Origin of the sequence: Sphingomonas sp. (assembly GCF_042096255.1) — a bacterium.
Classification (GTDB): Bacteria; Pseudomonadota; Alphaproteobacteria; order Sphingomonadales; family Sphingomonadaceae; genus Sphingomonas.
Genome location: NZ_JBELLZ010000013.1, coordinates 28,998 through 54,635, shown reverse-complemented (window position 1 = coordinate 54,635; position 25,638 = coordinate 28,998). Strand labels below are relative to the sequence as shown.

The 25,638-nt window shown below is 69.3% G+C and carries 22 protein-coding genes; 9 read left to right on the top strand and 13 right to left on the bottom strand.

Annotated elements, in window-relative coordinates; genetic code table 11:
• The 4 genes from gspF to ACFDTH_RS04490 form a co-directional block, all read right to left on the bottom strand.
• On the bottom strand, window positions 1-1,182 hold a 1,182-nt coding region (gene gspF, locus ACFDTH_RS04505), incomplete at its 3' end, for a type II secretion system inner membrane protein GspF (RefSeq protein ID WP_375286309.1).
• 105 nt (window positions 1,183-1,287) lie between these two features.
• Window positions 1,288-2,853: a GspE/PulE family protein gene (locus tag ACFDTH_RS04500; protein WP_375286308.1), complete on the bottom strand. Its 1,566-nt coding sequence runs from the start codon at window positions 2,851-2,853 to the stop codon at window positions 1,288-1,290.
• Window positions 2,854-2,903: 50 nt separating this feature from the next.
• Window positions 2,904-5,114, bottom strand: coding sequence for a type II secretion system secretin GspD (gene gspD, locus ACFDTH_RS04495; protein WP_375286307.1), 2,211 nt, complete (start codon window positions 5,112-5,114; stop codon window positions 2,904-2,906).
• Complete coding sequence (locus tag ACFDTH_RS04490) at window positions 5,111-5,908, bottom strand: type II secretion system protein N (protein WP_375286306.1); 798 nt, start codon at window positions 5,906-5,908, stop codon at window positions 5,111-5,113. Before ACFDTH_RS04490 ends, gspD begins: the two co-directional genes overlap by 4 nt.
• A gap of 120 nt (window positions 5,909-6,028) precedes the next feature.
• Between ACFDTH_RS04490 and ACFDTH_RS04485 the strand changes: the two genes are divergently transcribed.
• Window positions 6,029-6,682: a prolyl hydroxylase family protein gene (locus ACFDTH_RS04485; RefSeq protein WP_375286305.1), complete on the top strand. Its 654-nt coding sequence runs from the start codon at window positions 6,029-6,031 to the stop codon at window positions 6,680-6,682.
• 9 nt (window positions 6,683-6,691) lie between these two features.
• On the opposite strand, the gene ACFDTH_RS04480 is transcribed toward ACFDTH_RS04485, so the two are convergent.
• The 4 genes from ACFDTH_RS04480 to ACFDTH_RS04465 form a co-directional block, all read right to left on the bottom strand.
• The gene (locus tag ACFDTH_RS04480) at window positions 6,692-8,560 is read right to left on the bottom strand and encodes a CHASE4 domain-containing protein (RefSeq protein ID WP_375286303.1); all 1,869 of its coding nucleotides are present in this window, start codon (window positions 8,558-8,560) and stop codon (window positions 6,692-6,694) included.
• Window positions 8,560-10,437 carry an EAL domain-containing protein gene (locus ACFDTH_RS04475; protein WP_375286302.1) on the bottom strand — a complete coding sequence of 626 codons (1,878 nt, stop codon included), beginning with the start codon at window positions 10,435-10,437 and terminating at the stop codon, window positions 8,560-8,562. The genes ACFDTH_RS04480 and ACFDTH_RS04475 overlap by 1 nt, the downstream gene beginning before the upstream one ends.
• A 64-nt stretch (window positions 10,438-10,501) precedes the next feature.
• Window positions 10,502-11,395 carry an ROK family protein gene (locus ACFDTH_RS04470; protein WP_375286301.1) on the bottom strand — a complete coding sequence of 298 codons (894 nt, stop codon included), beginning with the start codon at window positions 11,393-11,395 and terminating at the stop codon, window positions 10,502-10,504.
• A complete protein-coding gene (locus ACFDTH_RS04465; RefSeq protein ID WP_375286300.1) occupies window positions 11,392-11,835 on the bottom strand; it encodes a MarR family winged helix-turn-helix transcriptional regulator in 444 nt (147 codons plus the stop codon). The genes ACFDTH_RS04470 and ACFDTH_RS04465 overlap by 4 nt, the downstream gene beginning before the upstream one ends.
• Window positions 11,836-11,911: 76 nt before the next feature.
• Here ACFDTH_RS04465 and hppD point away from each other — a divergent pair, with 76 nt between their 5' ends.
• The 5 genes from hppD to dapE all read left to right on the top strand — a co-directional run bounded on the left by hppD (window position 11,912) and on the right by dapE (window position 16,796).
• The gene (gene hppD / locus ACFDTH_RS04460) at window positions 11,912-12,976 is read left to right on the top strand and encodes a 4-hydroxyphenylpyruvate dioxygenase (RefSeq protein WP_375286299.1); all 1,065 of its coding nucleotides are present in this window, start codon (window positions 11,912-11,914) and stop codon (window positions 12,974-12,976) included.
• 141 nt (window positions 12,977-13,117) lie between these two features.
• Window positions 13,118-14,404 (top strand): homogentisate 1,2-dioxygenase, encoded by a 1,287-nt coding sequence (gene hmgA, locus ACFDTH_RS04455; protein WP_375286298.1) that lies wholly within the window; start codon window positions 13,118-13,120, stop codon window positions 14,402-14,404.
• On the top strand, window positions 14,401-14,751 hold the full coding sequence (locus tag ACFDTH_RS04450) for a Rieske (2Fe-2S) protein (protein WP_375286310.1): 351 nt from the start codon (window positions 14,401-14,403) through the stop codon (window positions 14,749-14,751). Before hmgA ends, ACFDTH_RS04450 begins: the two co-directional genes overlap by 4 nt.
• A 35-nt stretch (window positions 14,752-14,786) precedes the next feature.
• Window positions 14,787-15,674 (top strand): alpha/beta fold hydrolase, encoded by an 888-nt coding sequence (locus ACFDTH_RS04445; protein ID WP_375286296.1) that lies wholly within the window; start codon window positions 14,787-14,789, stop codon window positions 15,672-15,674.
• Window positions 15,675-16,796, top strand: a complete 1,122-nt coding sequence (gene dapE, locus ACFDTH_RS04440) for a succinyl-diaminopimelate desuccinylase (RefSeq protein WP_375286295.1) — start codon at window positions 15,675-15,677, stop codon at window positions 16,794-16,796. It abuts the gene before it with no gap.
• On the opposite strand, the gene ACFDTH_RS04435 is transcribed toward dapE, so the two are convergent.
• The 4 genes from ACFDTH_RS04435 to ACFDTH_RS04420 all read right to left on the bottom strand — a co-directional run bounded on the left by ACFDTH_RS04435 (window position 16,760) and on the right by ACFDTH_RS04420 (window position 20,938).
• On the bottom strand, window positions 16,760-18,439 hold the full coding sequence (locus ACFDTH_RS04435) for a putative bifunctional diguanylate cyclase/phosphodiesterase (protein WP_375286294.1): 1,680 nt from the start codon (window positions 18,437-18,439) through the stop codon (window positions 16,760-16,762). The two genes, dapE and ACFDTH_RS04435, sit on opposite strands and share 37 nt — an antisense overlap.
• Before the next feature lie 69 nt (window positions 18,440-18,508).
• Complete coding sequence (locus ACFDTH_RS04430) at window positions 18,509-19,084, bottom strand: Smr/MutS family protein (RefSeq protein ID WP_375286293.1); 576 nt, start codon at window positions 19,082-19,084, stop codon at window positions 18,509-18,511.
• Entirely contained in the window at window positions 19,065-20,285 is a 1,221-nt protein-coding gene (locus ACFDTH_RS04425; protein ID WP_375286292.1) for a murein transglycosylase A, read from the bottom strand. The genes ACFDTH_RS04430 and ACFDTH_RS04425 overlap by 20 nt, the downstream gene beginning before the upstream one ends.
• A 14-nt stretch (window positions 20,286-20,299) precedes the next feature.
• The gene (locus ACFDTH_RS04420; RefSeq protein WP_375286291.1) at window positions 20,300-20,938 is read right to left on the bottom strand and encodes a Tim44/TimA family putative adaptor protein; all 639 of its coding nucleotides are present in this window, start codon (window positions 20,936-20,938) and stop codon (window positions 20,300-20,302) included.
• Window positions 20,939-21,045: 107 nt separating this feature from the next.
• Between ACFDTH_RS04420 and secB the strand changes: the two genes are divergently transcribed.
• The 3 genes from secB to trpS are packed head-to-tail and all read left to right on the top strand — an operon-like array spanning window position 21,046 to window position 24,140.
• A complete protein-coding gene (gene secB, locus ACFDTH_RS04415; RefSeq protein ID WP_375286290.1) occupies window positions 21,046-21,546 on the top strand; it encodes a protein-export chaperone SecB in 501 nt (166 codons plus the stop codon).
• A gap of 18 nt (window positions 21,547-21,564) precedes the next feature.
• Entirely contained in the window at window positions 21,565-23,124 is a 1,560-nt protein-coding gene (murJ, locus tag ACFDTH_RS04410) for a murein biosynthesis integral membrane protein MurJ (protein ID WP_375286289.1), read from the top strand.
• An 8-nt stretch (window positions 23,125-23,132) separates the two neighbouring features.
• Complete coding sequence (gene trpS, locus ACFDTH_RS04405; protein WP_375286288.1) at window positions 23,133-24,140, top strand: tryptophan--tRNA ligase; 1,008 nt, start codon at window positions 23,133-23,135, stop codon at window positions 24,138-24,140.
• Between the two features lie 112 nt (window positions 24,141-24,252).
• Here the strand turns inward: trpS and dnaA are convergent, their stop codons facing one another.
• Entirely contained in the window at window positions 24,253-25,623 is a 1,371-nt protein-coding gene (gene dnaA / locus ACFDTH_RS04400; RefSeq protein ID WP_375286287.1) for a chromosomal replication initiator protein DnaA, read from the bottom strand.
• Window positions 25,624-25,638: the final 15 nt, after the last annotated feature.

Below are 25,638 nucleotides of genomic sequence, written 5' to 3'. Positions count from 1 at the left end.
GATGGATAGCACGATCGTCGCGACGATGCCCCCCATCACCACGATGATCGCCGGCTCCAGCAGCGACAAAGCGGTGGCGGTGAAGCGGTCGAACTCGCGCTCGAGGTAATCGGCCGCGCGCTCCAGCATCTCGTCCAGTCGCCCGGCGCTCTCGCCGCTCGCCGCCAGATACGTCAGCAGAGGGGGAAAGACGCCCGCGCGGCGCATCGCCGCGGACAGGCTGCCGCCGCCGCGCACCGCCTCGGCGATCTCGTCGGACGCGATACGAAGCCGCCGGTTGTGGATCGTGCCCGCGGTCAGCGTCAGCCCGTCGAGCAAGGGCAGCCGGCTCGCCACCATCGTGGAGAGCGTCCGAGCCATCCGCGCCGCATGCAGGTCGCGCAGCAGCCGCCCGAGCAGGGGCAGCCGCAGCAGCCTTGTGTCGAACGCCAGCCGGATCGGCGGCTGGCGCAACGCGAACCAGCCGCCCACGCCCAGCGCCGCCACCCCCAGCAGCATCAGCCACCACCAGCCGACCAGCAGGTCGGACAGCGCGATCACCAGCCGGGTCAGCAGCGGCAAGGTCTGGCCGACATCCTCGAATTGCTCCACCACCTGCGGCACCACGAACATCATCAGCGCCACCACCACGCCCATCGCCACCAGCGCCAGGATGGTGGGATAAGCGAGCGCGGTCAGCAGCTTGCCGCGGATCTCCGCCTGCCGTTCCAGCAGGATCGCCAGCCGGTCGAGGATCGCGGGCAGCGACCCCGATCCCTCGCCCGCCGCCACCATCGCGCGATAGAGCGGCGGAAAGCTCTTCGGCTCGCGCGCCATCGCATCGGCGAGGCGGCGCCCCTCGACCACGCCGGCGTGCACCGACTGGACCACCGCCTGCACCCGCTCCTGCTCGGTCTGCCGGGTGATGGTGCGCAGCGATTCCTCCAGCGGCGCGACGCGGTTGAGCGTCGCCAGCTGGCGGGTGAAAAGGGTCAGCTGCTTGCCCGACATCTTCGGCGCACCGAGTGTCAGCCCGAACAGCGGTCGCCCTTTCGCAGCGGGCGCGCTCCCCGGCTCGATCCGCACCACGTACAGCCGCCGCCGGTCGAGCAGCGCGCGCGCCGCGTCGAGGCTGTCCGCGGCGACATGCCCGCGCGTCTCCTGCCCGCGCGTGTCGATGGCGAGGAAGTCGAAGTCAGCCATCGAGACTCTCCTCCCTGGAAGGGAGGGGCCGGGGGTGGGTGGAGGCCTGGCGATACGGATGCCCGATCGCCTGACCTTGCCGTATCACCAAGCCTCCACCCACCCCTAGCCCCTCCCTTCCAGGGAGGGGGATTCCGATCCATCCGCCCGCGACACCCGCACCGCCTCCTCGGCGGTCGTCACGCCCTCCTCCACCAGCCGCCGCGCATTCTGCGCCAGCCGGCCGCCACGCGCGAACGCGTAAGCGGCGATGGCATCCTCGTCCGCGCCCTCGTTGATCATCCGCCGCACCGTCTCGTCGACGCGGATGCCTTCATAGACCCCGATCCGTCCGCGGAACCCCGTCCGCGAACATTGCTCGCAGCCCACCGCCTCATAGACGGTCGCCTCCGGCGCCACCCCCAGCAGCACCGCAACCGTCCCCTCCGCCCGCACCGGCCGCCGGCACGACGGGCACAGCCGCCGCACCAGCCGCTGCGCGATCACCGCGCGCAGCGTGGAGGCGAGCAGGAACGGCTCCACCCGCATGTCACGCATCCGCGTGATCGCGCCCGCGGCGTCGTTGGTGTGGACGGTGGAGAGCACCAGGTGCCCGGTCAGCGACGCCTGCACCGCGATCTCGGCAGTCTCGCGGTCGCGGATCTCGCCCACCATCACCACGTCGGGGTCCTGGCGCAGGATCGCGCGCAGGCCGGCGGCGAAGGTCAGTCCCACCTTGGCGTTGACCTGGGTCTGGCCGACGCCCTCGACCGCATATTCGACCGGGTCCTCCACCGTCAGGATGTTGCGCGTGCCGTCGTTGAGCAGCCGCAGCGAGGCGTAGAGCGAAGTCGTCTTGCCGCTGCCGGTCGGCCCGGTGACCAGCACGATGCCGTTGGGCTCGGCGATCGCGCCCTTGAGCAGCGCATACATCGCCGGGTCCATGCCAAGCGCATCCAGGTCAATCCCCGCATTCTCCTTGTCGAGGATGCGCAGCACCACCCGCTCGCCCGCCCGGCTAGGCAATGTCGAGACGCGAACGTCGAGCAGCTTCCCGCCAAGCGTCAGCCCCATCCGCCCATCCTGCGGCACCCGCCGCTCGGCGATGTCGAGCCGCGCCATCACCTTGACGCGGCTGACCACCACCGGCGCGACGTGCGGCGGCATGCGCAAGGTCTCGCGCAGCACCCCGTCGATGCGCATCCGCACCACCAGGCCGGTCTCGTAGGGCTCGATATGGATGTCGGACACGCCGTTGCGCGCGGCATCGGCGATGATGCCGTTGATCAGCCGGATCGCGGGGGCGTCATCGGCGGTGTCGAGCAGGTCCTCCGCGGTCGGGATGCCGTCGGCGAGCAGGTCGAGCTCGTCGCCCATCCCCACCGCAGCGGCGGCAGTCGCCTGCCCGTCCATGGCGTAGTGGTCGGAGAGCAGCCGGTCGAACTCGGCCGGCGCCACCACGCGAATGTCGAGCGGCCGACCGACCACCCGCCGCACCTCGATCAGCGCGCGCGGGTCCGCGCCCTCGCGCAGCGCGACACCGTCTCCGTCGAGCACCACGCCGAACTTGCGCGCGAAGGTGTAGGGGAGCGGCAGCAACGATGCCAAGGCAAGCCCCTCCCCTTCAGGGGAGGGGTTGGGGTGGGGCAGTGCCGCGGGCGCAAGTCTCGGCGAGACATCCCTCACCCCCATCCCCTCCCCTGAAGGGGAGGGGCTTGCATCGATCTCCCGCCCCGTGCGGATCACTGGCCCCGCACCCGCACGGTCGATTGCGTGTTCTTCATCACCGGCACCGCCACGCGCGGGTCCTCGATGTTGCCGGGCACCGGCGCGGAGGGGATCGGCGGCGCCGCGCCCATGTAATCGCGCACCAGCTCGTCGATGGTCGGCTCCCGCGTCGGGTCCTGCATGCCCTGCTGGAGGCGAAGGTAGCCGTAGCGCTGCTCGGTCACCCGCCGACTGTCCTCCGGCGTGCGCAGGATCGTCGGGCGGATGAACACCATCAGGTTGGTCTTGGCACGCGTCTTCGCCTTGGAGCGGAACAGCACGCCCAGCGCGGGAATGTCGCCCAGCAGCGGAATCTTCTCGATCGTCCGCCGCTCGTTGTCGTCGAGCAGGCCGCCGATCACCGCGATCTGGCCGTCGTCCACGGTCAGCGTCGTCTCCACCTCGCGCTTGTTGAGGATCAGGTCGGAATTGTCGTTGCTCACCGGCCCGGCGATGCTGCTCACCTGCTGGCGCAGGAACAGCTTGATCGCCCCCGAGGAATTGACCTGCGGCCGCACCTCCAGCTCGATACCGACATTCTCGCGCTGCACCGTGCGGAAGGCATTGTCGAAATTCTGGCTCAGCGCCTGGCCGGTGGTGATCGGGATCTCCTGGCCCACCAGGATGCGCGCCACCTGATTGTCCAGTGTCAGCACGTGCGGCGCCTGGAGCAGGTTGGAGGTGTTGTCGCTCTTCACCGCATTGATGATGCCGCCGAAGATCGTGTCGCCGCTGCGCCCGCCGCCGCCCAGAATGCCGCCCCCCGCGCCCAGGATGGAGTTGGCCGCCTGCTGGAGCAATTGGTCGCTGATCGTCGAATTGGTGCTGGTGGTGACGGTCGATCCGTTGATCGTCGTGGTGGTGGTGTTGAGCTCGCGCGCGGCGATCGCGCCCGCCACGGTCAGCAGGTTGGGCGCCGAGTTGGAGAAGCTGGTCGCGCCGAACGCCCCGCCCGAGAGGTTTCCGAGGAGGAATTGGAAGCCCAGCCGGTTGACCGTGGTGTCGGACACCTCCGCGACGATCGCCTCCACCAGCACCTGCGCGCGGCGGGTGTCGAGCTGGCGCACCACTTCCGAAAGCTGGCGCTGGATGTCCGCCGGCGCGGCGATGATGATCGCATTGGCCCCGGCGAAGCGCGTCACCACCGCGGCGGTGCGCCCGCCCTCGGTGGTCAGCGCCGCCTGGGTGGGCGCACCGCCGGGTGCCGCCGCCTGCTGCTGGCTGGCGCCGCTGGTGGTCGGCGCCGCGGCCTGCGCCACCTGCCCGTTGCTGCTCGAGCTACCCGAGGTGCTGAAGCCCGATTGCGACAAGGTGGATTGCGGCACCTGGTCGGGCGTCTGGCCGACGAGCTGCTGGAGCACGGGCAGCAGCTGCGCCGCATCCGCATTCTCCAGGAACACCACCTTGATCTCGGTGCCGCTCTTGGCCTTCTGGTCGAGGTCCAGCGCGATCGCGGACAGGCGCGCCACCGTCTGCGGATCGCCGCGCAGCGCCACCGAGTTGGCGCTGTCGATCGCCACCACGCTGGCCGTCGTGCCACCCCCCGCCGCCGCGCCCTGCCCGCCCGCGGGCGCTGCGCCGCCGCCGAGCAGCCCCTGGAGCGCCGCGGCGATCTCCTTGGCGCTGGCGTTCTTCAGCGCGATCACCCGCGTCGCGGCATTGTCGGTGTCGATCCGCCGCAGCACCTCGCGCACCCGGCGCACGTTGTCGGCGAAGTCCACCACCACCAGGCTGTTGCCGCCGCGATTGGCGGTGACGGAGCCCTGCGCGCTGACCAGCGGCCGCACCGTGTCCACCGCGGTGGAGGCGTCCACCGACCGCAGCCGGACGATCTCGGTCACCAGACTGTTGCGATTGGCGCCAGCGCTGCCGATCCGGCTCGGCTGCTGAGCCGCATTGTCGATCGGCTGGACGCGGAACGCGCCATTGGCGGTCGGCACCGCGACCAGCCCGTTCGCGCGCAGCGTGGAAAGGAACACCTCCAGATACTCGCTGCGGCTCAGCGGCCGGTCGGTCACCACCGAAACCTTGCCCTGCACCCGCGCGTCGATGATGAAGGTGCGGCCCGTCACCTTGGCGGCATCGGCGATGAACGCGCGGATATCCGCATCGCGCACGTTGAGCGTGGTCTGGGCAAGGCCCGGCGCGGCGCAGGCGAGCGCCGCCGCGAGAACGAGCTTTCTCATTGCCCAGCCACCTTCACCGTCAGTTCCAGGGCGTCGCCGCCGCGCTCCACCGTGATCGGGATCGCCCCGCCGGCGGGATAGTCGCGCCGCAGCCGGTCGAGGTCGTCGGGCCCGCTCACCGGCTTGCCGCCCAATGCGGTGACCACATCGCCGTCGCGCAGCCCCGCCGCGGCAAAGGCGCTGCCCTCGCCCTGGCGGCGCACCACCAGCCCGGTGATCGCGCCGCGCTGGATGCGCGGGATGGCGCCGATCTCCTGGGTCAGCTGGTCGATGCTGACGCCGCGATCCGCTGCCGGTGTGGCCGCAGGGGCCCCGCCCGCCCCGCCGCCCGACTGGTCGAGGTACAGGTCCTCCGGCACGCCGCCGCGCGCCAGCGTGACGTGATCGAACGCCACCGCCTGCAGCGTCACGCCCGGCGCGATCTCCTCGCCCACCGAGACGCTCTTCTGCACCCCGTCCGGCCCCGCCACGATCGCCGAGCCGCGCCCCATCGCCTCGTCGACGCGCACGCCAAACAATTTCACGTCGCCTGCGCTCACCTGCGCCGGACCTTGCTGGCCGCTGATCCGGAAGAACGGGTCGAACCCCGCCAGCACGCCCGCGGGGTCACCCGGCACGCTCGGCTCGGCCGGCCGCCAGTCACCCAGCGGCGCGATCGGCGTCGCGATCGCCCAGGTCAGCCGCGCGCCCTGCACCGCCAGCAGGCCGAGCAGCGCCAGTTCCGCCAGCGAATAGACGTTGACCGGCAACCGCCGCAGGATCGCCCGGCCGCGGGCATCGAACCTCAAGCGCATCGGTGTCCGCCCGTCTCGCGCGCCGCAGCGGCGCGCCCCATCATGTCCCGCATCGCCGCGCCTTTTGAAGCAATTGGCCGGACGTTGCTAGGCTTTGCGCGCGGTGGCATGGGCGACAGCATGGCGACGGTCCCCACCGCATCCGGGCTCGACCCGACCGAAGCGGTCGCACGGCTCTCGGCGCGCGCGGGCGTGCAGCGCGTCCCCAGCCCCAAGCTCACCCTGTTCCTCCACCGCGGCTTCCTGGAGCCGGAGCTGTGCGTTGAACTGATCGCGCGGATCGACGCGCGCCGCCGCCCCTCCACCATCTCCGATTCGAACGGCGACGCCGCCTATCGCACCAGCGAGACCTGCGACCTCGACCCCGCCGATCCCGTGGTCGCCGAGGTGGACCGCCGCATCGCCGAGATCACCGGCTTCGATCCCGCGCATGGCGAGCCGATCCAGGGCCAGCGCTACGCCGTGGGGCAGGAGTTCAAGGCGCACACCGATTATTTCGAGCCGCAGGGCGTCGATTTCCACCGCTATTGCTCGGTCGCCGGGAATCGCACCTGGACCGCGATGATCTACCTGAACGAGCCCGAGGCGGGCGGCGCCACGCGGTTCAAGGCGATCGACAAGATCGTCCAGCCCGAGACCGGCAAGCTGCTCGCCTGGAACAACCGCCGTGCCGACGGCAGCCTCAATCCCGCCACCATGCATCAGGGCATGAAGGTGCGCGCCGGCGTGAAATACGTCATCACCAAGTGGTTCCGCGAACGCCCCTGGGGCTGACACGCGCGCTCAGGCGGCGGCGGCCATCGCTTCCGGCGCGCGGAGCGTCAGCACCGCCACCGCGCCGCGACCCGGCCCCTCGCTGACCAGCACCAGCGATCCCTCCATCGCCACCATCGAGTTGGCGCACCAGTGCAGCCCGAGTCCGCCCGACTTGTGCGCCCGGGTGGAAAAGCCGCGCTGGAAGAAGTGCGGGGCCTCCTCCGGGCGGAAGCCCTCGCCATCGTCGCGGATGCGGATCACCACGCCCGCGCCTTCGCGATGGACGGTGACCGCGATCGATCCGCTGTTGCGCCCCGTCGCGGCAATCGCCTCCGCGGCATTGGAGAACAGGTTGCCGATCACCTGGCTCAGGAGCACGCGGTTGGCCATGGCCCGCATCGGCTGTGCCGGGAAGCTCAGCGCCACCGAACATGCGTCGGAATAGCGCGCGATGGTGGCATTCTGCGCCACCACCTCCGTCACGTCCACGTCGCTGAGCGCCGGCCGCTCGTGTGCCTGCGCCTGCTGCGTGCCGATGATGTCGAGCACGTGCGCCAACGCTTCGCGCCCGATGCCCAGTTGCCGCACCTGCTCGGCCCGCGCCGCGTCGGTCGCGTCGATGCCGCGCCGCACGAACGCGGCCAGCTTCTCGCGCCGATCCTCGCCAACGTCGCCGCCGGCAAGCTCGTCCAGCGCCCGGTCCAGCATCGCGCGGTCCACCGGGGGCGCCTGTCGGATGCCGTGGCTGAGGATGGTCGAGACCGGGTTCAGGGCATTGCGTACGTTGTGCATCACCGCCACGGCGCTCTCCGTCCGGCCAAGCGCGAACGACTGGGCCTCGATCTGCTCGCGCAGATCCTCCAACTGCCGCAGCATCGCGTTGAAGCTGCGACCCAGCGAACCGATCTCGTCGCTGCGATCCTCCTCGTCGAGCAGCCCCAGCGAGCCGGAGGCGCGGACATGCTGCATGTGCCGCTCCACTCGCCCCAGCGGTGCCAGCACCTGCCGGTCCACCGTCCGCCGCAGCACCACCAGGATCAGCAGCAGCAGCAGCGTCGATCCTGCTACCGCCAGCAGCAGCACGCGCCGGCCCAGCACGAAGACGTCGCGCCCGAAGGCGAAGCGCGCGGACGCCACCGGCACGGCATTTGGCCCGTCGATCGGCACCGATAGCGCGATCCGGCTCGGCGTTCGTTCCACCCTCTCCCTCTGGGAAGCGGCCGTATCAATCTGGGCGTGCGTTCCCAGCAGCGCGGACAGGCGCGCAGACGTGATCTCCTTGGCCATCAGCACGAAACCGAGCGGCGCGCCCGTTCCATCGCTGCGGCGCACCCGCGCGACCGCCACAGCCGCCACTCGGTCGCCGAGCCGAAGATAATAGGCGTTGGATCGCTGGCCGGACAGCACGCTGGCCGGGTCGCTGCGCTTGATCGCAGCGACCAGGTGCCGGCGCATGGCGGGGTTGTCGCGGCCATCGGCGTCGATCCAGCGTGCGATCACGATCCGTCGGGCGTCGCGCACATAGGCCATGCCGTTGACGCCAAGATTGGCCATGGCCGGCGGCGAGAAACTCTCCCGCTCGAACGCGGTGTTCGGCCGACGCATGTAGTTGTAGCTGGCGTCCCAGTCGCCATAGTCGCGCACCGCGCTCTCGACCTTGCCGGCATAGTCGTCCAGCACAGCGCGGGTCCGCTCCACCTCCCTCTCGATCGATTGCGCCTCCAGCGCGCTGAAGCTGGGCGTGATGATCGCGGCGAGCAGCAGCGTGATTGCGACGGCGCCGGCCAGGCCGATCGCGGTCAGCGTCAGCACCAGCCGTGCGCCGAGCAACCGCGGCCGCAGCCGGACGACGAACCAGGCGGTTGCCAGGGCGCCGCGGATGGCGGCGCCGGCCATCAGCCGTTGGTTCCGTCGGCGGGAGCCTCCTCCGCGCCGATGAAGCGCTGCCGGGCGAGCGCGAGCGCCGCATCCGCCGCTACCGGCCGGGAGAAGAAGAAGCCTTGAAGGTGGCTGGCGCCGGCGATCCGCAGGGATTGAACTTGGGACTCCGTCTCCACGCCTTCCGCGATCACTTCCAGCCCCAGCGCGCGGCCCAGGTGGATGATCGAGTGGACGATCGCCGCCGATTCGCGCTCGCGGCCCATGCCGTCGATGAAGCTGCGGTCGATCTTGAGGCTGTCGAGCGCGAACTTGCGGATGTTGTAGAGCGAGGAATAGCCGGTGCCGAAATCGTCCAGCGAGATGCGGAAGCCCATCTGGCGGAGCCGGTACAGGGTCTCGGCGGCGCGCTCCGCATCGTCGAAGATCGCGGTTTCGGTGATCTCGATCTGGAAGCGGGAGGGTGCGATGCCCGCACGCTGCACGCGCTCCATCACATAGCCGACGAAGTTATGCCGGCGGAACTGGCGCGGGCTGAAGTTCACCGAAACATACTGGCCCGGCCATTCGGCCAGCACCTTCAGGCTTTCGTCGATCACCCAGTCGCCCAGTTCGTGGATGAGGTTCGATTCCTCGGCGATCGGGATGAAAATCGCCGGGCTGATCGGACCGTGTTGGTCCGTATGCCAACGCAGCAGCGCCTCGAAGCCGACGATCTCCAGCGTATCGCGTCCGACGATCGGCTGGAACACCATGCCCAGCTCGCCCTTCGCGATCGCCTGTGACAGGCCGCTCTCGATTCGACGGCGGATGCGGATGCCCTCGTCCATGCTCTCGTCGAACAGCCGCGCCAGGTTGCGGCCCTCGCGCTTGGCGTCGTTCAGCGCCAGGTCGGCACGGCGCATCAGGTCGATCGGATCACGCGCCCCGTCCTCGCCGGCGACCACCACGCCGATCGAGGCCGAGCCATGCACCGAATGGCCCAGAACCTTCATGGTCGTGTTGCAACCCAGGATGATATGGTCGCACGCCATCTTCGCCGCCTCGTCGCCGGGCGTTTCGAACAGGATACCGAATTCGTCGCCGCCCAGCCGCGCCACCAGCGCGTCCTCCGGCGCGGATCGAATGAGGATGCCGTAGATCTCGCGGATCAGCTCGTCGCCGGCGAGATGGCCCAAGGTATCGTTGACCAGCTTGAACCGGTCCAGGTCCACCATCGCCACTGCGAACATGCCCTCGCCGCGGGCGCGCATGGCAAGCGCGCGGGTGAAGGCGAGCCGGTTGGGCGCGTCGGTCAGCGGATCGTGGCTGGCAGCGTGGTTCGCGCGGCTCTCGTTGGCGGAAAGCTCGGCGGCCTGCTGCTCCAGCTGGCGCACCTGCGCCGCCAGCGTCTCGCGCGCGGCCGCCAGTTCGCGGTCGGCCTGCCAGCGATGTGCCAGCGCGGTCGCGGTCTGGCAGATCTCCACCACCTCGAACGGCTTGGCGACGTAGAAAAGCTTGTCCACCGGGCCTGCAACCTGGGCGATCTCCAGCGGGGAGAAGTCCGAATATCCGGTCACGATGACGATGTTGATGTCGGGATCGAGCGCGCGGATGCGCTGCGCAGTCTCCTTGCCGTCGATACCCGGCGGCATGCGTATGTCGATGAAGGCCACCGAATAGGGCTGTCCATTGGCCAGCGCGCGCTCCACCGCCTCCACGCCGTCCAGGCCCTGGGTACAATGAGTTGCATCGATCTTCGGCTGGCACGGCTCGGGCTTCGGCTCCGCGTCGTCGTCCCACAGCTCGCCGGCCATCGCCAACAGCGCGTCGCTCGCCTCCGTCGTGACGGGGGCGAAGCAGCGCCGATAGGATTCGTGAACCGCAGGCTCGTCGTCAACGATCAAGATGCGCATCCGCCGCCCCTTTCTCCGGGCCGAAGTTCGGCCGCGGTAGTTTCCGGCAGGTAGCGAAGGAAGGTTAATGCGCGCCTAAAGCCTGTTGTCCCAACAGGATGGTGCCGAGCGGCCCGGCATTGTTGCCCAGCGCCGCGGGCACCACGTATGTGTCGGCATCCTCCACCTCCGGCAGGGCGACATAGCCGTTCAGCGACGCCTTGAGCGCCTCGCGGATGCGCGGCAGCAGGTGCGGATTGCCCACCGCGACGCCGCCGCCCATCACGATCCGCCGCGGAATGCCGGTCAGCACCGCTGCATGCAGCATCTGCGCCAGCGCATCGGCGACCAGCAGCCAAGCCTCGTGATCCGCGGGCAGCTCGGGCGCGGCGATGCCGGTGCGCGCGGCGATCGAGCCGCCTGCCGCCAGCCCTTCCACGCAGGCGCCGTGGAACGGGCAGGCGCCCACCCAATCGTCGCCCGGCACACGTCGCGGTCGGACATGGCCCAGCTCCGAATGGGTCAGCCCGTCGACGGGCCGCCCGCCCGCGACCAGCCCCACGCCGATGCCCGTGCCCACGGTCACATAGGCTAGGTCTCCCAGCCCCTCCGCCGCGCCCCAGCGCGCCTCCGCGAGCGCCGCGGCGACCACGTCGGTGTGGAAGCCGGTCGGAACGTCGAAGCGCGCCGCGATGCGCCGGGCGACATCGGTGTTCGCCCAGCCGGGCTTGGGGGTGGAGGTGATCCGGCCATAGTCGCCGGACGCGCGGTCGATCGAGACCGGGCCGAAGCTGCCGATGCCGATCGCCGCAAAGCCGCGCCACCCGTCCAGCACCGCCTCGATCGCCGCCAGCGTTTCGGCCGGGCGCTCGGTGGGCAGGCGCTTCTCCTCCAGGATCGCGTCGGGCCCGCGCGCCAGGATAAGGTTGCACTTGGTGCCGCCCAGCTCGATCCCTGCGACGAGCGGCGCTTCGGTCATGCTTCCTCCTGCGCCGCCGCATCGATCCGACGGAGCATTGCGGTGAACGTCTCCAGCTCCGCCGGCGTGAAGCGCGAGAACAGCCGCTCCTCGATTTCCATCGCCTTGGGCGCGACCGAGCCATAGAGCGCCTCGCCCTCCTCGGTCAGCGACAGCAGGTGCGATCGCCGGTCGTTGGCGTTGGGCGTGCGCGCCAGCAGTCCACGCCCGACCAGCGCGATGGCGGCGCGGCTCACCGTCACCTTGTCCATGCGCGTCCGTTCGCCCAGCTCGGCCTGGGTGATCGCGCCCGCCTCGGCCGTGACGGTGATCAGCCGCCATTCCGGAATGGAGAGCCCGAACAGCGATTCATACACCCGCGCGATGCGGCCACTGACCAGGTTGGACGTGATCGACAGGCGGTACGGCAGGAACCGATCGAGCTGGAGGCGGTTGGCCATGTTGTCCGATGGGTAGCATTTGACACGAACGGCTCAAGCGAGGATATAGTATCATCTGATACCAAGAGGAGCGACCATGACCGACGTCCATGTGCGCGAGGATCGTGAAGTTACGGACAACCCGCTCGGCCTCAACGGCTTCGAGTTCGTCGAATTCACCTCGCCCGACCCCGACGCGATGGCCCGCCAGTTCGAGCAACTCGGCTTCGTCGCCACGCATCGCCATCCCTCGAAAGCGATCACCCGCTACAAGCAGGGCCGCATCAACCTGATGCTCAACCGCGACGAGACCGGCCGTGTCGCCGCCTTCCGCGAGGCGCACGGCCCCTCGGCGAGCGCGATGGCGTTCCGCGTCTCCGATCCCGCCAGGGCGCTCGAATGGGCCCTCGCGCACGGCGGCGAGCGCACCGACGAGGACGACACCGTCATCCAGGGTATCGGCGGCAGCTACCTCTACTTCATCCAGGACGGCACCGATCTCTACGCCGACTGGCAGGAGATCCCCGGCTGGCAACAGGCAGAGGCGGAGAACAACGTCGGGCTCGACCTGCTCGACCACCTGACCCACAATGTCCGCCGCGGCCAGATGCGCGTGTGGAGCGAGTTCTACCGCACGCTCTTCGGCTTCGAGGAGCAGAAGTATTTCGACATCAAGGGCAAGGCGACCGGCCTGTTCAGCCAGGCGATGATCGCGCCCGACAAGGCGATCCGCATTCCCCTGAACGAGAGCCAGGACGACAATTCCCAGATCGAGGAGTTCATCCGGCAATATCACGGCGAGGGCATCCAGCACCTCGCACTGACCACGGAGGACATCTTCGACACCGTGGAGCGCCTGCGCGCCCGCGGCGTCAAGCTGCAGGACACGATCGAGACCTATTACGAGCTGGTCGACAAGCGCGTCCCCGGCCATGGCGAGGATCTGGAGCGGCTCAAGAAGAACCGCATCCTGATCGACGGCAACGTCGGCGAGGAGGGCATCCTCCTCCAGATCTTCACCGAGAACATGTTCGGCCCGATCTTCTTCGAGATCATCCAGCGCAAAGGCAACGAGGGCTTCGGCAACGGCAACTTCCAGGCGCTGTTCGAATCGATCGAGCTGGACCAGATCCGCCGCGGCGTGATCAAGGTCGAGGAGTGACTTCTCCCCTCCCTTCAAGGGAGGGGTCGGGGGTGGGTGGAGTGCTCGCGTCACCGCCCGGTCAGGCTGAACCCCATCCGTATCACTTGGACGCGACCCACCCCAGCCCCTCCCTTGAAGGGAGGGGAGCAAGGTAGGCTCATGACCCACTATCTCCCCGGCTTCGGCAACCACGTCTCCACCGAGGCGGTGCCCGGTGCACTCCCCATCGGCCGCAACTCCCCGCAGAAGCCTCCGTTCGGCCTCTATGCCGAGCAGCTCTCCGGCACCGCCTTCACCGCGCCGCGGCAGGAGAACCGCCGCGCCTGGCTCTACCGCCTGCGCCCCACCGCGCAGCACCCCGCCTTCACACCCTATCAGGGCGCCAAGCTGCTCCGCTCCGGGCCGTTCAGCGAGGCGCCGCCCTCCCCCAACCGCATGCGTTGGGATCCGCTGCCGATGCCCGCCGAGCCGACCGACTGGCTCGACGGCCTCGTCTCCTATGGCGGCACCGGCAGCGTCGCCGAGCAGAGCGGGGTCGGCATCCATTGCTATGCCGCCGATCGCGACATGGAGCGCGCCTTCTTCTCGGCGGACGGCGAACTCTTGATCGTGCCCCAGCACGGTCGCCTCGAAATCACCACCGAGCTCGGGCGGATCGACCTCGCCCCCTTGCAGATCGCGCTGATCCCGCGCGGCGTCCGCTTCCGCGTCGCGCTGCCCGACGGCGCCGCGCGCGGCTATGTCCTCGAAAACTACGGCGCGCTGTTCCGCCTCCCCGACCTCGGCCTGATCGGGGCGAACGGTCTCGCCAACCCGCGCGATTTCGAGACGCCTGTCGCCTGGTTCGAGGATCGCGACGAGCGCTGCGAGGTCATCCAGAAGTTTCAGGGCGGGCTGTGGCAGACCCGCCTCGACCACTCACCCTTCGACGTGGCCGCGTGGCACGGCAATCTCGCGCCCTGCCGCTACGATCTCACCCGCTTCAACACGATCAACACGGTCAGCTTCGACCATCCCGATCCTTCGATCTTCACCGTGCTGACCTCGCCCAGCGACACGCCCGGCACCGCGAACTGCGACTTCGTGATCTTCCCGCCGCGCTGGATGGTGGCGGAGGATACGTTCCGCCCGCCCTGGTTCCACCGCAACGTGATGAGCGAGTTCATGGGACTGATCGCCGGCGCCTATGATGCCAAGGAAGGCGGCGGCTTCGTGCCCGGCGGGGCGAGCCTCCACAACCAGATGAACGGCCATGGGCCCGACCGCGCGACCCACGAGAAGGCGAGTGCCGCCGAGCTCAAGCCGGTCAAGATCGACGGCACCATGGCGTTCATGTTCGAAACCCGCCACGTCGTCCGCCCCACCCGCTGGGCGACCGAGACGCCGACCATGCAGCTCGACTATGACGACGTCTGGTCCGGCTTCGCCAAGGCGCAGCTGCCCTGACCGACCGCCTGTCCAAGACTCCGGCCGGCGTCCGCCTCGGCCCGCTCGATCAGATCGCCGATGGCGCCGCGCGCGCTTTCGTTCTGGAAATGCGTGCCGGCCGCTTCCACGGTTTTGTGGTGCGCCGCGGCGAAAGCGTCCACGGCTATGTCGATCGCTGCCCGCACATGGGCCTGCCGCTCGCCCAGACCCTGGACGACTATGTCCACGAAGGCGCGATCCTCTGCTCCTGGCACGGCGCGGTGTTCGCGATTGAGGACGGCCGCTGCGTCGCCGGGCCCTGCGCTGGCGGGCGGCTCACCCCCTGGCCGGTCATGGTGCAGGGCAGCGAGATCGTCACCGCCTGATTGCAGCCAAAGCCCCAGCCGTGCATTGACGGGCGATGGCAAGGATCCGCGCGAACGGCCTCGACCTCGAATATGAGATGCACGGGCCCGAGCACGGTCCTCCCATGCTGCTGATCATGGGCCTGGGCGCGCAACTGACTCTGTGGCCCACCCCCTTCGTCGAAGCACTCGGCCATCGCGGCTATCGCGTGATCCGGTTCGACAATCGCGATTGCGGCCTGTCCACCAAGTTCGATGCGGCCGGCACCCCCAACATCTATACCCTGGTGCTCGCCCGCATGTTCGGGATGCGCCCGCGCGTTCCCTATTCGCTCGCCGATATGGCCGAAGACGCGGCGGGGCTGCTCGACGCGCTCGATATCCCGCGCGCGCATGTCGTCGGCGCTTCGATGGGTGGAATGATCGCGCAGCATCTCGCCGCCCGCCATCCCGAGCGCGCGCTCTCGCTCGCCTCGATCATGTCCACCACCGGCAATCCCGCGCTGCCGCGCCCGCGCCGCGAGGCGCTGCGCGTGCTGCTCCGCCGCCCCCGCGCCAACGACTTGGAGGCGGCGGTGGCGCACGGCATTCGCACCGCCAGGGCGATCGGCAGCCCGCGCTATCCGGTGGACGAGGCCGCGCTCGCCAGCCGCGTGCGCGCCATCGTGTCGCGCATGCACTATCCGCCGGGCATCAGCCGCCAGCTCGCCGCGATCATCTCCGACGGGGATCGCCGCGCGATGCTGCGCGGGATCCGGGTGCCCACCGTGGTGATCCACGGCACCGCCGATCCGCTGATGCCCGTCGCGGGCGGGCGCGACACCGCGGCGAACATCCCCGGCGCCCGCCTCGTCGAGTTCGAGGGCATGGGCCACAACATGCCGGTCGAGTTGATCCCGCACATCGCCGATGCGATCGTCAGCGATCTACGCCGGGCCGCCTGAATGGCCGACGCGCTCGCCCTCGCCACCGCGCTGCTCGCCTGCCCCAGCGTTACGCCCGCACGCGGGCCGGTGTTCGACGTCCTCGAAGCCGCGCTGCACCTGATCGGCTTCGACGTCGAGCGGTTCACGGTCGGCGAGGCGCCCGACGGCCCGGTCGAGAACCTCCTGGCGGTTCGCGGCACCGGTGGGCGCCATCTCGCCTTCGCCGGCCATGTTGATGTTGTCCCGCCGGGCGAGGGCTGGACCGGCAATGCCTTCGTCCCCGAGGTGCGCGGCGGCCTGCTCCACGGCCGCGGCGCAGTGGACATGAAGGGCGCGATCGCCGCCTTCGTCGCCGCCGCCGCCCGCACGGCGCCGGAAGGCACGCTCAGCCTGATCATTACCGGCGACGAGGAGGGGCCCGCAGTATTCGGCACCCGCGCGCTGATCGAGCGGATGGCCGCGCGCGGCATCCGCCCGGACCTGTGCCTCGTCGGCGAACCCACCTCGGACCAGCGCTTCGGCGACACGGTCAAGATCGGCCGGCGCGGCTCGGTCAACATCTGGATCGAAGTGCCCGGCCGACAGGGCCATGTCGCCTACCCGCACCTCGCGGATAATCCGATCACCCCGCTGGTCGCCGCGCTGGCGGAGATCGATGCGCTGGTGCTCGATACGGGCAATGCCTGGTTCCAGCCCTCCAACATCGAGATCACCGATCTCGCGGTTGGAAATCCTGCCACCAACGTCATCCCCGCGCGCGCCGCGGCGCGGCTGAGCATCCGCTTCAACGATCTCCAGCGGGGCGACGCCCTGGCCGCGCAGATCGACGAAATCGTCCGCCGCCACGCCCCCGCCGCGCAGGTGACGGCGCGGATCTCGGGCGAGGCATTCCTGACGAAGCCGGGCGCGCTCTCGTCCTTGCTGTCCGCCGCGATCGAGGCCCGCACCGGTGTCGCGCCGCAACTCTCCACCACCGGCGGCACGTCGGACGCGCGCTTCCTCTCGCAGCTATGCCCCACGATAGAATTCGGCTTGGTCAACGCTACCATGCACAAGGTGAACGAGGCGGTGGCGGTGGAAGACCTCTACGCCCTGACCGACATCTATGCCGACGTGATCAACCGCGCGGGCGCCGGCTGAGCCGCGGCATCGCTCGCCAGCCAGGCGAGCAGCGCATCCTCGTCCATCGGCTCGGCGACGCCGAACCCCTGGATCACGTCGCAACCCAGCACGCGTAGCACTTCGGCTTGGGCCCGGGTCTCGATCCCCTCGCCCACTGCTTCGCGGCCGATGCCGTGAATCAGTCCGATCAGCGCCTGCGCGATGCTGCGCGCCACATCGCTGCCGGCGACCTCCGCGGTGAGGCTGCGGTCCAGCTTGATGCGATCGACCGGCAGCATCCGCAGCCGGCCAATGTTGGTATAACCGGTGCCGAACCCATCGATTGCTACCGTCGCCCCCTGCTCGCGCAGTGCCTCGATCGCCGCGATCTGCACGGGGGAGCAGCGCATCGCGAGCGTTTCGCCAATCTCCAGCTCGATCAGCCGCGCCGGCGCGCCATGCGTCTCCAGCGCGGCGGCAAGCCGCAGGAAGAAATCCGCCCGCGCGATCTGGCGCGGGCTGACATTGATCGCCATACGCGCCTCTATCCCCGCCGCCGCCCAGCGCGCGAGGGTTCGCGCCACATCGTCGATCACCTTGTTGCCGATGTCGACGATCAGCCCGCTTTCCTCCGCCCGGATAAGGAAGCTGCCAGGTAGCCGGGTGCCGTCCGGATGGTGCCAGCGCAGCAGCGCCTCGACGGAGACGGTGCCGCGATCGCTGACCCTGCGTTGCGGCTGGAAAACTAACCCGAACTCGTTACACGCCAGTGCCTGGCGCAACTCGTCGTCTAGTGTAAGGCGCGCCGCAAGGTCGCGCTGGATTGCCGCGCCGAAGCGCTCGACACGGCCGCGCCCCAGGTGCTTCGCCCGGTACATTGCGGCATCCGCTGCCCGCATCAACTCGGTCAGCTGGGCGCCGTGAAGAGGGTGCATGGCCAGTCCCACGGACGCCCCGATCATCAGCTCGCTGCCGCCGATCTCGAAAGGCGCTTCCAGAACCTCGAGGACACGATGGCCCAATCGATCCGCATCCTCCGGCTGGCGGAGCGCGGGTACAAAGATGCTGAACTCGTCGCCGGCGATCCGCCCCACGACGGGCGCGGCGCCCGCGCCGTTGGCTGCCACCGTGCGCAGCCGCTCCGCGACTTGGGTGAGCAGCATGTCGCCAGCCGCATGACCATGGGTATCGTTGATCGCCTTGAACCGGTCCAGATCGATGAACAGCAGCGCCGAACAGGCGCCCTGGGTGGCCGATGCGATCAGCGACTCGCAGGCAGCGCGGAAGCTGGACCGGTTCGGCAGACCGGTGACCGGATCGACCATCGCCAGCCGCTCGATGCGGCTGAGATTTGCGCTGATCTGTCCGAATAGCGCAGTCATCGCTTCCGAAAGGCGCGGCGCGATTTGAAATACCGTCGGCGGGATGGGGCTGGCGAGATCACCCCCGGCCGCGTCGGCGAGCCGATCGGCCGCCAAATCGATCGCACCGGTAACATGGGTCGAGATCCGGATGATCGCAGCCCAGGCGATCGTCCCGCACGCGATCGCCAGCACCGCGGCACGCCACAGGTGTCCGGCCGACGGATCATCCTCGGCCAGGACAAGAGCGAACGCAAAGGCTGCCCCGCCCACGCAGAGCGCCAGTGCGATCGCACGGCTCTTCAACGTCGCGGCCTTCATCGCGCTTGCAGCTTCCCCAAAACGTGACGTCACGGGCGCCACCATCGGGGGAGCATGGCACGACGAGGGTTAAGACTTCGGTTCGCGCTCGCGACGAAGGATGATGTAGAGCGCGCCCACGCCGCCATGCCGGGGATGCGCGTTGCGGACCGCGGCAATGCTGCCGGCGAAACGCGATCCTGCCAGCCAGTCGCCCACCGCCGCGCGGATCGCACCGCGCGCGTGGGGCCGCTCGCTTTCCGGTCGCGGCGGGCGGCCCGTTACCAGCAGCACCACGCGGTCGCCCCGAGCCACCGCCCGGTCCAGCGCACCCTCAAGCAGGTCATGCGCGGAATGCAGCGTGTGGCCGTGCAGATCGACGGTCACGTCCGGCGTCACGATGCCGCGGGACAGGCGTTTGTCCCAGCTCGAGTCGAGCGTAGTACCCGGTCTTGGCGTAGAAGGGGCTGCCGGCTGTACCCGCTTGTCCATCTCCAGGCGCGTCGGAATCGTCGCGCTGCTCGTCTTTCTTGCCACCTGCACCGGAGCAGCGGGCGTTGCGACGGGCCCCGCCAATCGCATCGGAGGCGGAATCGCCCGCAACGGTCGCGCGGTCGCCATCACCCGCGCCCAGAGCGCCGCCTCGTCAGGGGCGAGCTTGCGCATCGCGCCGCGCCAGCGTGCCCGCGGGCAACAGAAGAAAAGCGGTGCCGCGCGCGCTCATCCCTCCCGCGATCGCCCGGGCCTCCTCGCCTGCGCCCCAGAAGGTATCGAAGCGATTGGCGCCCTTGATCGCGCCGCCGGTGTCCTGCGCCACCCACAGGCCGGTCGCGTCGGTGCGGTCCATCGACAGGAAAACGGGGGCGCCCAGCGGCACGAACTTGGGGTCCGCCGCCACCGTGGTCGCGTCCGCCACCGGCAGCCCGAGCGCGCCGAGCGGCGGGCCGTCCAGCTCGCGGAAGAAGACGTAGCTCTTGTTCTCGCGCATGATCGCCCGGCCTTCTTCGGGGTGCGCGCGCAGCCACGCCATGATCCCCTGCATGCTCGACTGGCCGGGCCCGAGCAGCCCGCGCTTCTTCATCAGTGCGCCGATGCCGGTATAGTCGCGGCCGTTCTGGCTTTGATAGCCGATGCGGACCACGCTGCCGTCGGGCTGGCGCAGCAGCCCCGACCCTTGCACCTGGAGGAAGAACAGCTCGATCGGATCCGCCGCCCAGGCGATGATCCGTGCGCGCCCGTCCAGCGCGCCTTCCTCGATCGCGGTCCGGTCGAAATACGGCACCAGCTTCGTGCCCTCCACCCGCCCACGGATCGACTTGCCCTTCAGCGCGGACGAGAAGGTGCCGAGGTCGACGTCGACCAGGTCGCCCGGCCGGCCATAGACCGGCGTGTCATAGCCGCTGCGTCGGGTGCGGGATCCCGCAATCTCCGGGATGAAATATCCGGTAGCGAAGGCGCGGCCGTCACCCACCTGTACCGCCTCGAACCACCGGCGGAAAAAGGCGAGCGCCTCGCCCGCATCGGTCCGCGCCGCCTCGTCGCAAACCGGCCGCCAGTCCGCCCGCAGGCCTGCGGTATCTGGCCGGCGCACCAGCGACGGGCAGCTCGTGCGAAAGGCAGCGAGCGCCCGCGCAGCATTGGCGGCGGTGATCGGCAGGGAGGCAATCGGTGGCCCCGCGATGGTCCCGACGCTGGCGGCGGTCGGCCCCGATCCCGCAGCCACCGGCGCCGGCGCGATCGGCGTCGCCGGTCGCGGCTGGCGTACCGGCGCAGGCGGGCGGCCCGCCGTTTCGGGTGTCGGCACGTGCCCGCCGCCGACGCAGGCCGAAAGCATCAGTCCCAGCGCAAGCGCGCCGCCCCACCGCATGCCCCGCGTTGCCATCAAGCGTCGTCGGTGTCCGCGAGTCTCCAGTTCGGGTCGCCCGTCTTGAGCGTGCGCGCGAAGGTCCACAGGTCGTGCGTCTCCACCGCATCGTCGGTGGAGCCGGCCACCACATTGCCCTCGGCGTCGCGCGTCACCGCCGCGATATCGGCATCGAAGCGCACCGCGATCCGCGCCTCGCGCCCGGCGAGCGACGCATCCGCGATCACCGCGCGCTCGATCGAGACCAGCCTGTTGTCCAATGTCAGCCCGTCCGTCTCGCGCGCCGCGATCGCCTCGTCGAACGAGGCATAGACGTCTTCGGTGGTCAGCGCGCGCAGCGCCTCGCGGTCGCCTTTCCAGAACGCTTCCAGGATCATGCGATACGCCGCCTGCGCGCCATCGACGAACTGCGTCACGTCGAACCCCGGCTCGGCGCCTACGATCGCGCGGATGCCGCCCTCGGCACCCGAGTCGATGGGGCGCGGCTGCACGTCGCGCACCTCGGGGGTGACGTCCACGGTGCGCGCCACCGGCTTGGGGCCGACGCGCTCCTCCGCCGGCCGCGCCAGCGGCTCGCCGCTGCGCTTGCCGAGCACGGAATAGAGACGGAGGGCGAGGAACGCCGCCACCATCATCAGCAGGATCGCGTAAAACACCGGACCTCCGATCATATCATCCGCCAACATAGGCCAGCCGACCCGGCTTTCAAAGAGCCGGAGGGCCTGCTAGTCGCCCGGGCCAATCCATTCGACAGGAAGAACTCATGAGCGACGATTTCGGCGCGGCCGCCGCCGGCACCAACGGCAACGGGCAGGACATGACTCCCTCCGCGGGCCTGATCTCGCAATACATCAAGGATCTGTCGTTCGAGAACCCCAACGCGCCGGGAATCTACCAGATCGAGCAGGCGCCGGAGATCAACGTCCAGTTCGACATCAACGCCCAGCAGGTCGGCGAGGAGGTCCACGAGGTCACGCTCAAGATCGAGGTCCGCGCCGAGACCCAGGGCAATGTCGCCTTCCTGGTGGAGCTGGCCTATGCTGGCCTGTTCGGGCTGCGCAACGTGCCCGACGACGCCACCCAGCCGTTTCTGCTCGGCGAGGGCCCGCGCCTGCTGTTCCCCTTCGCGCGCCGCGTGGTGGCCGATGCGATCCGCGACGGCGGGTTCCCCCCGCTGCTGCTCGATCCGATCGACTTCAACGGCCTCTACTACCAGCAACTCGCAGCGCAGCAGGATCAGCAGGGCACGCTCGGCCAGGCCTGATCCCGACAGCCTGATCCGATGAACCTCGCCCGCGCGCTCGGCTCGGTCGGCGGGCTCACGCTCGCCAGCCGGGTGCTCGGGCTGGTCCGCGACAGCCTGTTCGCGCGCTTCGTCGGCGCGGGCTTCGCGTCCGACGCCTTCCTGATCGCCTTCCGCCTGCCCAACATGTTCCGGGCCCTGTTCGCGGAGGGCGCCTTCTCCGCCGCCTTCATCCCAATGTTCAACCGCAAGGTGGCGGACAAGGACGGACGCGGCCTGCCGGACGGGATTGCCTTTGCCGAGGACGCGCTTTCGGTCCTGCTCCCGGTGCTGCTGGTGATGACCGCGGTGATGGAGCTTGCCGCCTGGCCTGTCACCTGGCTGCTCTCGGGCGGATTCAACGAAGCGGGGGCGGACGAATTCGCCTTTGCGGTCACGCTGTCGCGGATCACCTTCCCCTACCTGCTCTTCATCAGCCTGGTGTCGCTGCTCGGCGGCATCCTCAACTCGCTGCACCGCTTCTGGGTCGCCGCGGCGGCGCCGATCCTGCTCAACCTCACGCTGATCGCGGCATTGCTGTTCTTCCACAGCCAGGAGCCGCTGTTCACCGCGCGCAACCAGGCGATCGCAGTGACGATCTCCGGCGCGCTCCAGCTCTTATGGCTGTGGTGGGCGTGTCGCCACGCCGGCGTGCGGCTCCGGCTCAAGCGGCCGACGCTCAATCCGGATGTGCGACGCCTGTTGGCGCTGATCTGGCCAGCGGCGGCGGGCGCCGGCGCGGTGCAGATCAACCTCGTCGTCTCCACCGCGCTCGCCGCCAGCCTGCTCGACGCGGGCTCGGTCAGCTACATTTATTTCGCGGACCGACTGAACCAGCTGCCGCTCGGCCTGATCGGCATCGGCCTGGGCACCGTCCTCCTCCCCACCATCTCGCGGCAGCTCGGTGCGGGCGAGGAGGCCCGCGCAATGGAAACGCAGAACCGCGGGCTCGAACTGGCGCTATTCCTCACCCTGCCCGCCACCGTCGCGCTGATTGTCGCCGGCCAGCCGATCGTCGCAGCGCTGTTCCAGCACGGCAAGTTTGTCGCGGACGACACGCTCTTCACCGCGCAGGCGCTCGCCGCCTTCTCGGTCGGCCTGCCCAGCTACATCCTGGTCAAGGTGCTCACCCCCGGTTTCTACGCGCGCTCGGACACGCGCACGCCAGTGCGCTACGCCACCATCTCGATGGCGGTGAACCTCGCGCTGAACCTCGCGCTGATCATGCCCTTGCGCCACATGGGCCCGCCGCTCGCCACCGCGCTCGCCTCTACCGTCAATGTCTGGCTGCTCTGGCGCGCCCTGGTCCGTCGCGGCGAGTTCGTCGCCGACGCGCAGCTGAAGCGCCGCACGTGGCGGCTGACGCTCGCCGCGCTGGCGATGGGTGCCGCGCTCTGGTTCGCGCTGGACCTGTTCCGGCCCTACACCACCGGCGGCAGCCTCCAGCGCTGGGGCGCGATGTTCGTACTGGTCGGCGCGGGCTGCGTCGTCTACCTCGCCGCCTCCGTGCTGCTTGGTGCTTTCCGGCTCTCCGATGCCAGGCGGCTCATCCGTCGTTAGGAACCCACATGCGCGTCGTCTCCGGCATCAAGCCCACCGGCAATCTCCACCTCGGCAACTATCTGGGCGCGGTGAAGCAGTGGGTCGCCATGCAGGATGAGGTGCAGGCCGCCGGCGGCGAAACGATGTACTTCATCGCCGACCTCCACGGCCTCACCGAGTTCATCCCTCCCGCCGAGCTCACCGCCAACACGCTGGAGATGACTGCCACCCTGGTCGCCGCCGGCATCGATCCCTCGCGCTCGATCCTGTTCAACCAGGCCCGCGTCCCCGCGCACAGCGAGCTTGCCTGGCTGCTCAACAACGTCGCACGCGTCGGCTGGCTCAACCGGATGACCCAGTTCAAGGACAAGGCCGGCAAGAACCGAGAGGGCGCCAGCGTCGGCCTCTACGACTATCCCGTGCTGATGGCGGCGGACGTGCTGCTATACAACGCCACCCACGTCCCGGTCGGCGAGGACCAGAAGCAGCATCTGGAGTTGGCGCGCGACATCGCCACCAAGTTCAACACCGACTACGAAACCGAGCTGTTCACCCTGCCCGAGCCGCTGGTCAGCGGCGCCGCGCCGCGGATCATGAGCCTGCGAGACGCGGGCTCGAAGATGTCCAAGTCCAACCCGTCCGCACAGTCAGTGGTCAAGCTGGTCGACAGCGACGAGACGATCGCGGACAAGTTCCGCAAGGCTAAGACCGATCCGGACCTGCTGCCCGACAGCTGGGACGCGCTGGAAGGCCGCGCCGAAGCAAAGAACCTCCTCACCATCTACGCCGCCCTCGCGGACCGCAAACCCGCCGAGGTGCTGGCCGAGTTTGCCGGCAAGGGCTTCGGTCAGTTCAAGCCCGCGCTCGCCGACTTGGCGGTGGCGACGCTCGGCCCGATCCGGAACGAGATGCTCCGCCTAATGGCCGATCGCGCCGCCATCGACGCGATCCTGCGCGACGGTGCCGCGCGCGCCCGCGACCTTGCCGCGCCGCTGCTGTCGCGAGCTCAGGCGGCGATGGGGCTGGTCCTGTAGAGCATCGCATCCCAGACGTTTCCGTCGTCTTCTCCGGGTCGGCGCACAGCCGCAAAGCATTGCTGCCAGGATTGGCACAACATCGGCGACGCGCGTCATTGTTCTGACCGGCTCAGCCCTCCAGCTGGCCGAGCAGCATCCTGACGGCGCCGTCCACGTCCTGGTCGCTGTCGCGCAGTTCCTCGATCCGGCGCACCGCATGGATCACGGTTGAATGATCCCGCCCGCCGAACTTGCGGCCGATCTCAGGCAGCGAGCGCGTGGTGAGCCGCTTCGCCAGGTACATCGCGATCTGACGCGGTCGCGCGATCGCACGAGCGCGCCGTGCCGACACGAGATCCGACGGTTTCATGTCGAAATGCGTCGACACGACCTTCTGGATCTCGTCGATCGTCACCTGCCGACGTGCGCCGCGCAGGGTGTCCCCCAGAGTCGCGATCGCGAAATCAAGGTCGATCGCCTCGCCCGTCAGCTGGGCGTAAGCAATGACCCGGTTCAGCGCCCCCTCCAGCTCGCGGATGCTGCTCTGGATGCGCGTGGTGAGCAGATCAAGGACGGGCTCGGGCACGTCCATGCCCAGTTCCGCGCATTTGCGATCGAGCACCATCCGGCGCAGCGCGGCGCCTGGCGCCTTGATGTCGACGACCAGCCCTGCCGCCATGCGTCCGACGATCCGGGGCTCGATGCCGTCCAGCGCCTGTGGGCACCGATCGGCGGCGATCACCAGCCGCTTGCCCGCTGCCATCACCTCGTTGATGGTGTGGAAGAACTCCTCCTGGGTCGCATCCTTACCGCCAATGAACTGGAGGTCGTCGATCAGCAGCAGGTCGCAGCCGCGCAGCCGCGCCTTGAACGCGAATGTGTCGCGCGCGCGCATCGCGGCGACGAACTCGAACATGAACCGCTCGGCCGACATGTAGAGAATGCGCGACTCGGGCTCGGCCTCCAAGAATGCGGCGCCGATCGCCTGCATCAGATGAGTCTTGCCCAGCCCGGTGCCGCTATGGAGGAACAACGGGCTGAACCGCACCGGACCGGGTGCGGCAAGCGCCCGCGCCGCGTTCAGCGCGACGCGATTGGACGGGTCCTCGACGAACGACTCGAACGTCAGTCGCGGGTCGAGCGCGGGGCGCTCAGCCGCCGGCACGGGATCGGCAACCGATTGCGCAGGCGCCGTGACCAGCGACACCGCGGTCGGCATGCCCGAGCGCGTCTCGATCGCGATCGCGCGCACCTCAGGCACCTGCTGGCGGAATTCCAGCAGCAGTCGCTCGGCATAATGGTTGCGGACCCAGTTGGTCATGAACGGAGATGGGAGCGTCAGACGGACGCATTCCACATCCTCATCCTCCACCAGCTCAATCGGCTTCAGCCACTGATCGAAGAGCCGCGCGCCGGCGGACGCACGCAGGTTCACGCGAATGCGCGTCCAGGCCCGTGCGATCGTCCCTGTTTCCTCGATCCTGGACTGCAAACTCGACACGCGCACCCCTCCGTT

Coding starts and splice junctions, on each gene's coding strand:
- ACFDTH_RS04500 (WP_375286308.1), bottom strand. CDS start 2,853: ATGGGGGTGAGGGATGTCTCGCCGAGACTTGCGCCCGCGGCACTGCCC.
- gspD (WP_375286307.1), bottom strand. CDS start 5,114: ATGAGAAAGCTCGTTCTCGCGGCGGCGCTCGCCTGCGCCGCGCCGGGC.
- ACFDTH_RS04490 (WP_375286306.1), bottom strand. CDS start 5,908: ATGCGCTTGAGGTTCGATGCCCGCGGCCGGGCGATCCTGCGGCGGTTG.
- ACFDTH_RS04485 (WP_375286305.1), top strand. CDS start 6,029: ATGGCGACGGTCCCCACCGCATCCGGGCTCGACCCGACCGAAGCGGTC.
- ACFDTH_RS04480 (WP_375286303.1), bottom strand. CDS start 8,560: ATGGCCGGCGCCGCCATCCGCGGCGCCCTGGCAACCGCCTGGTTCGTC.
- ACFDTH_RS04475 (WP_375286302.1), bottom strand. CDS start 10,437: ATGCGCATCTTGATCGTTGACGACGAGCCTGCGGTTCACGAATCCTAT.
- ACFDTH_RS04470 (WP_375286301.1), bottom strand. CDS start 11,395: ATGACCGAAGCGCCGCTCGTCGCAGGGATCGAGCTGGGCGGCACCAAG.
- ACFDTH_RS04465 (WP_375286300.1), bottom strand. CDS start 11,835: ATGGCCAACCGCCTCCAGCTCGATCGGTTCCTGCCGTACCGCCTGTCG.
- hppD (WP_375286299.1), top strand. CDS start 11,912: ATGACCGACGTCCATGTGCGCGAGGATCGTGAAGTTACGGACAACCCG.
- hmgA (WP_375286298.1), top strand. CDS start 13,118: ATGACCCACTATCTCCCCGGCTTCGGCAACCACGTCTCCACCGAGGCG.
- ACFDTH_RS04445 (WP_375286296.1), top strand. CDS start 14,787: ATGGCAAGGATCCGCGCGAACGGCCTCGACCTCGAATATGAGATGCAC.
- dapE (WP_375286295.1), top strand. CDS start 15,675: ATGGCCGACGCGCTCGCCCTCGCCACCGCGCTGCTCGCCTGCCCCAGC.
- ACFDTH_RS04435 (WP_375286294.1), bottom strand. CDS start 18,439: ATGAAGGCCGCGACGTTGAAGAGCCGTGCGATCGCACTGGCGCTCTGC.
- ACFDTH_RS04430 (WP_375286293.1), bottom strand. CDS start 19,084: ATGCGCAAGCTCGCCCCTGACGAGGCGGCGCTCTGGGCGCGGGTGATG.
- ACFDTH_RS04425 (WP_375286292.1), bottom strand. CDS start 20,285: ATGCGGTGGGGCGGCGCGCTTGCGCTGGGACTGATGCTTTCGGCCTGC.
- secB (WP_375286290.1), top strand. CDS start 21,046: ATGAGCGACGATTTCGGCGCGGCCGCCGCCGGCACCAACGGCAACGGG.
- murJ (WP_375286289.1), top strand. CDS start 21,565: ATGAACCTCGCCCGCGCGCTCGGCTCGGTCGGCGGGCTCACGCTCGCC.
- trpS (WP_375286288.1), top strand. CDS start 23,133: ATGCGCGTCGTCTCCGGCATCAAGCCCACCGGCAATCTCCACCTCGGC.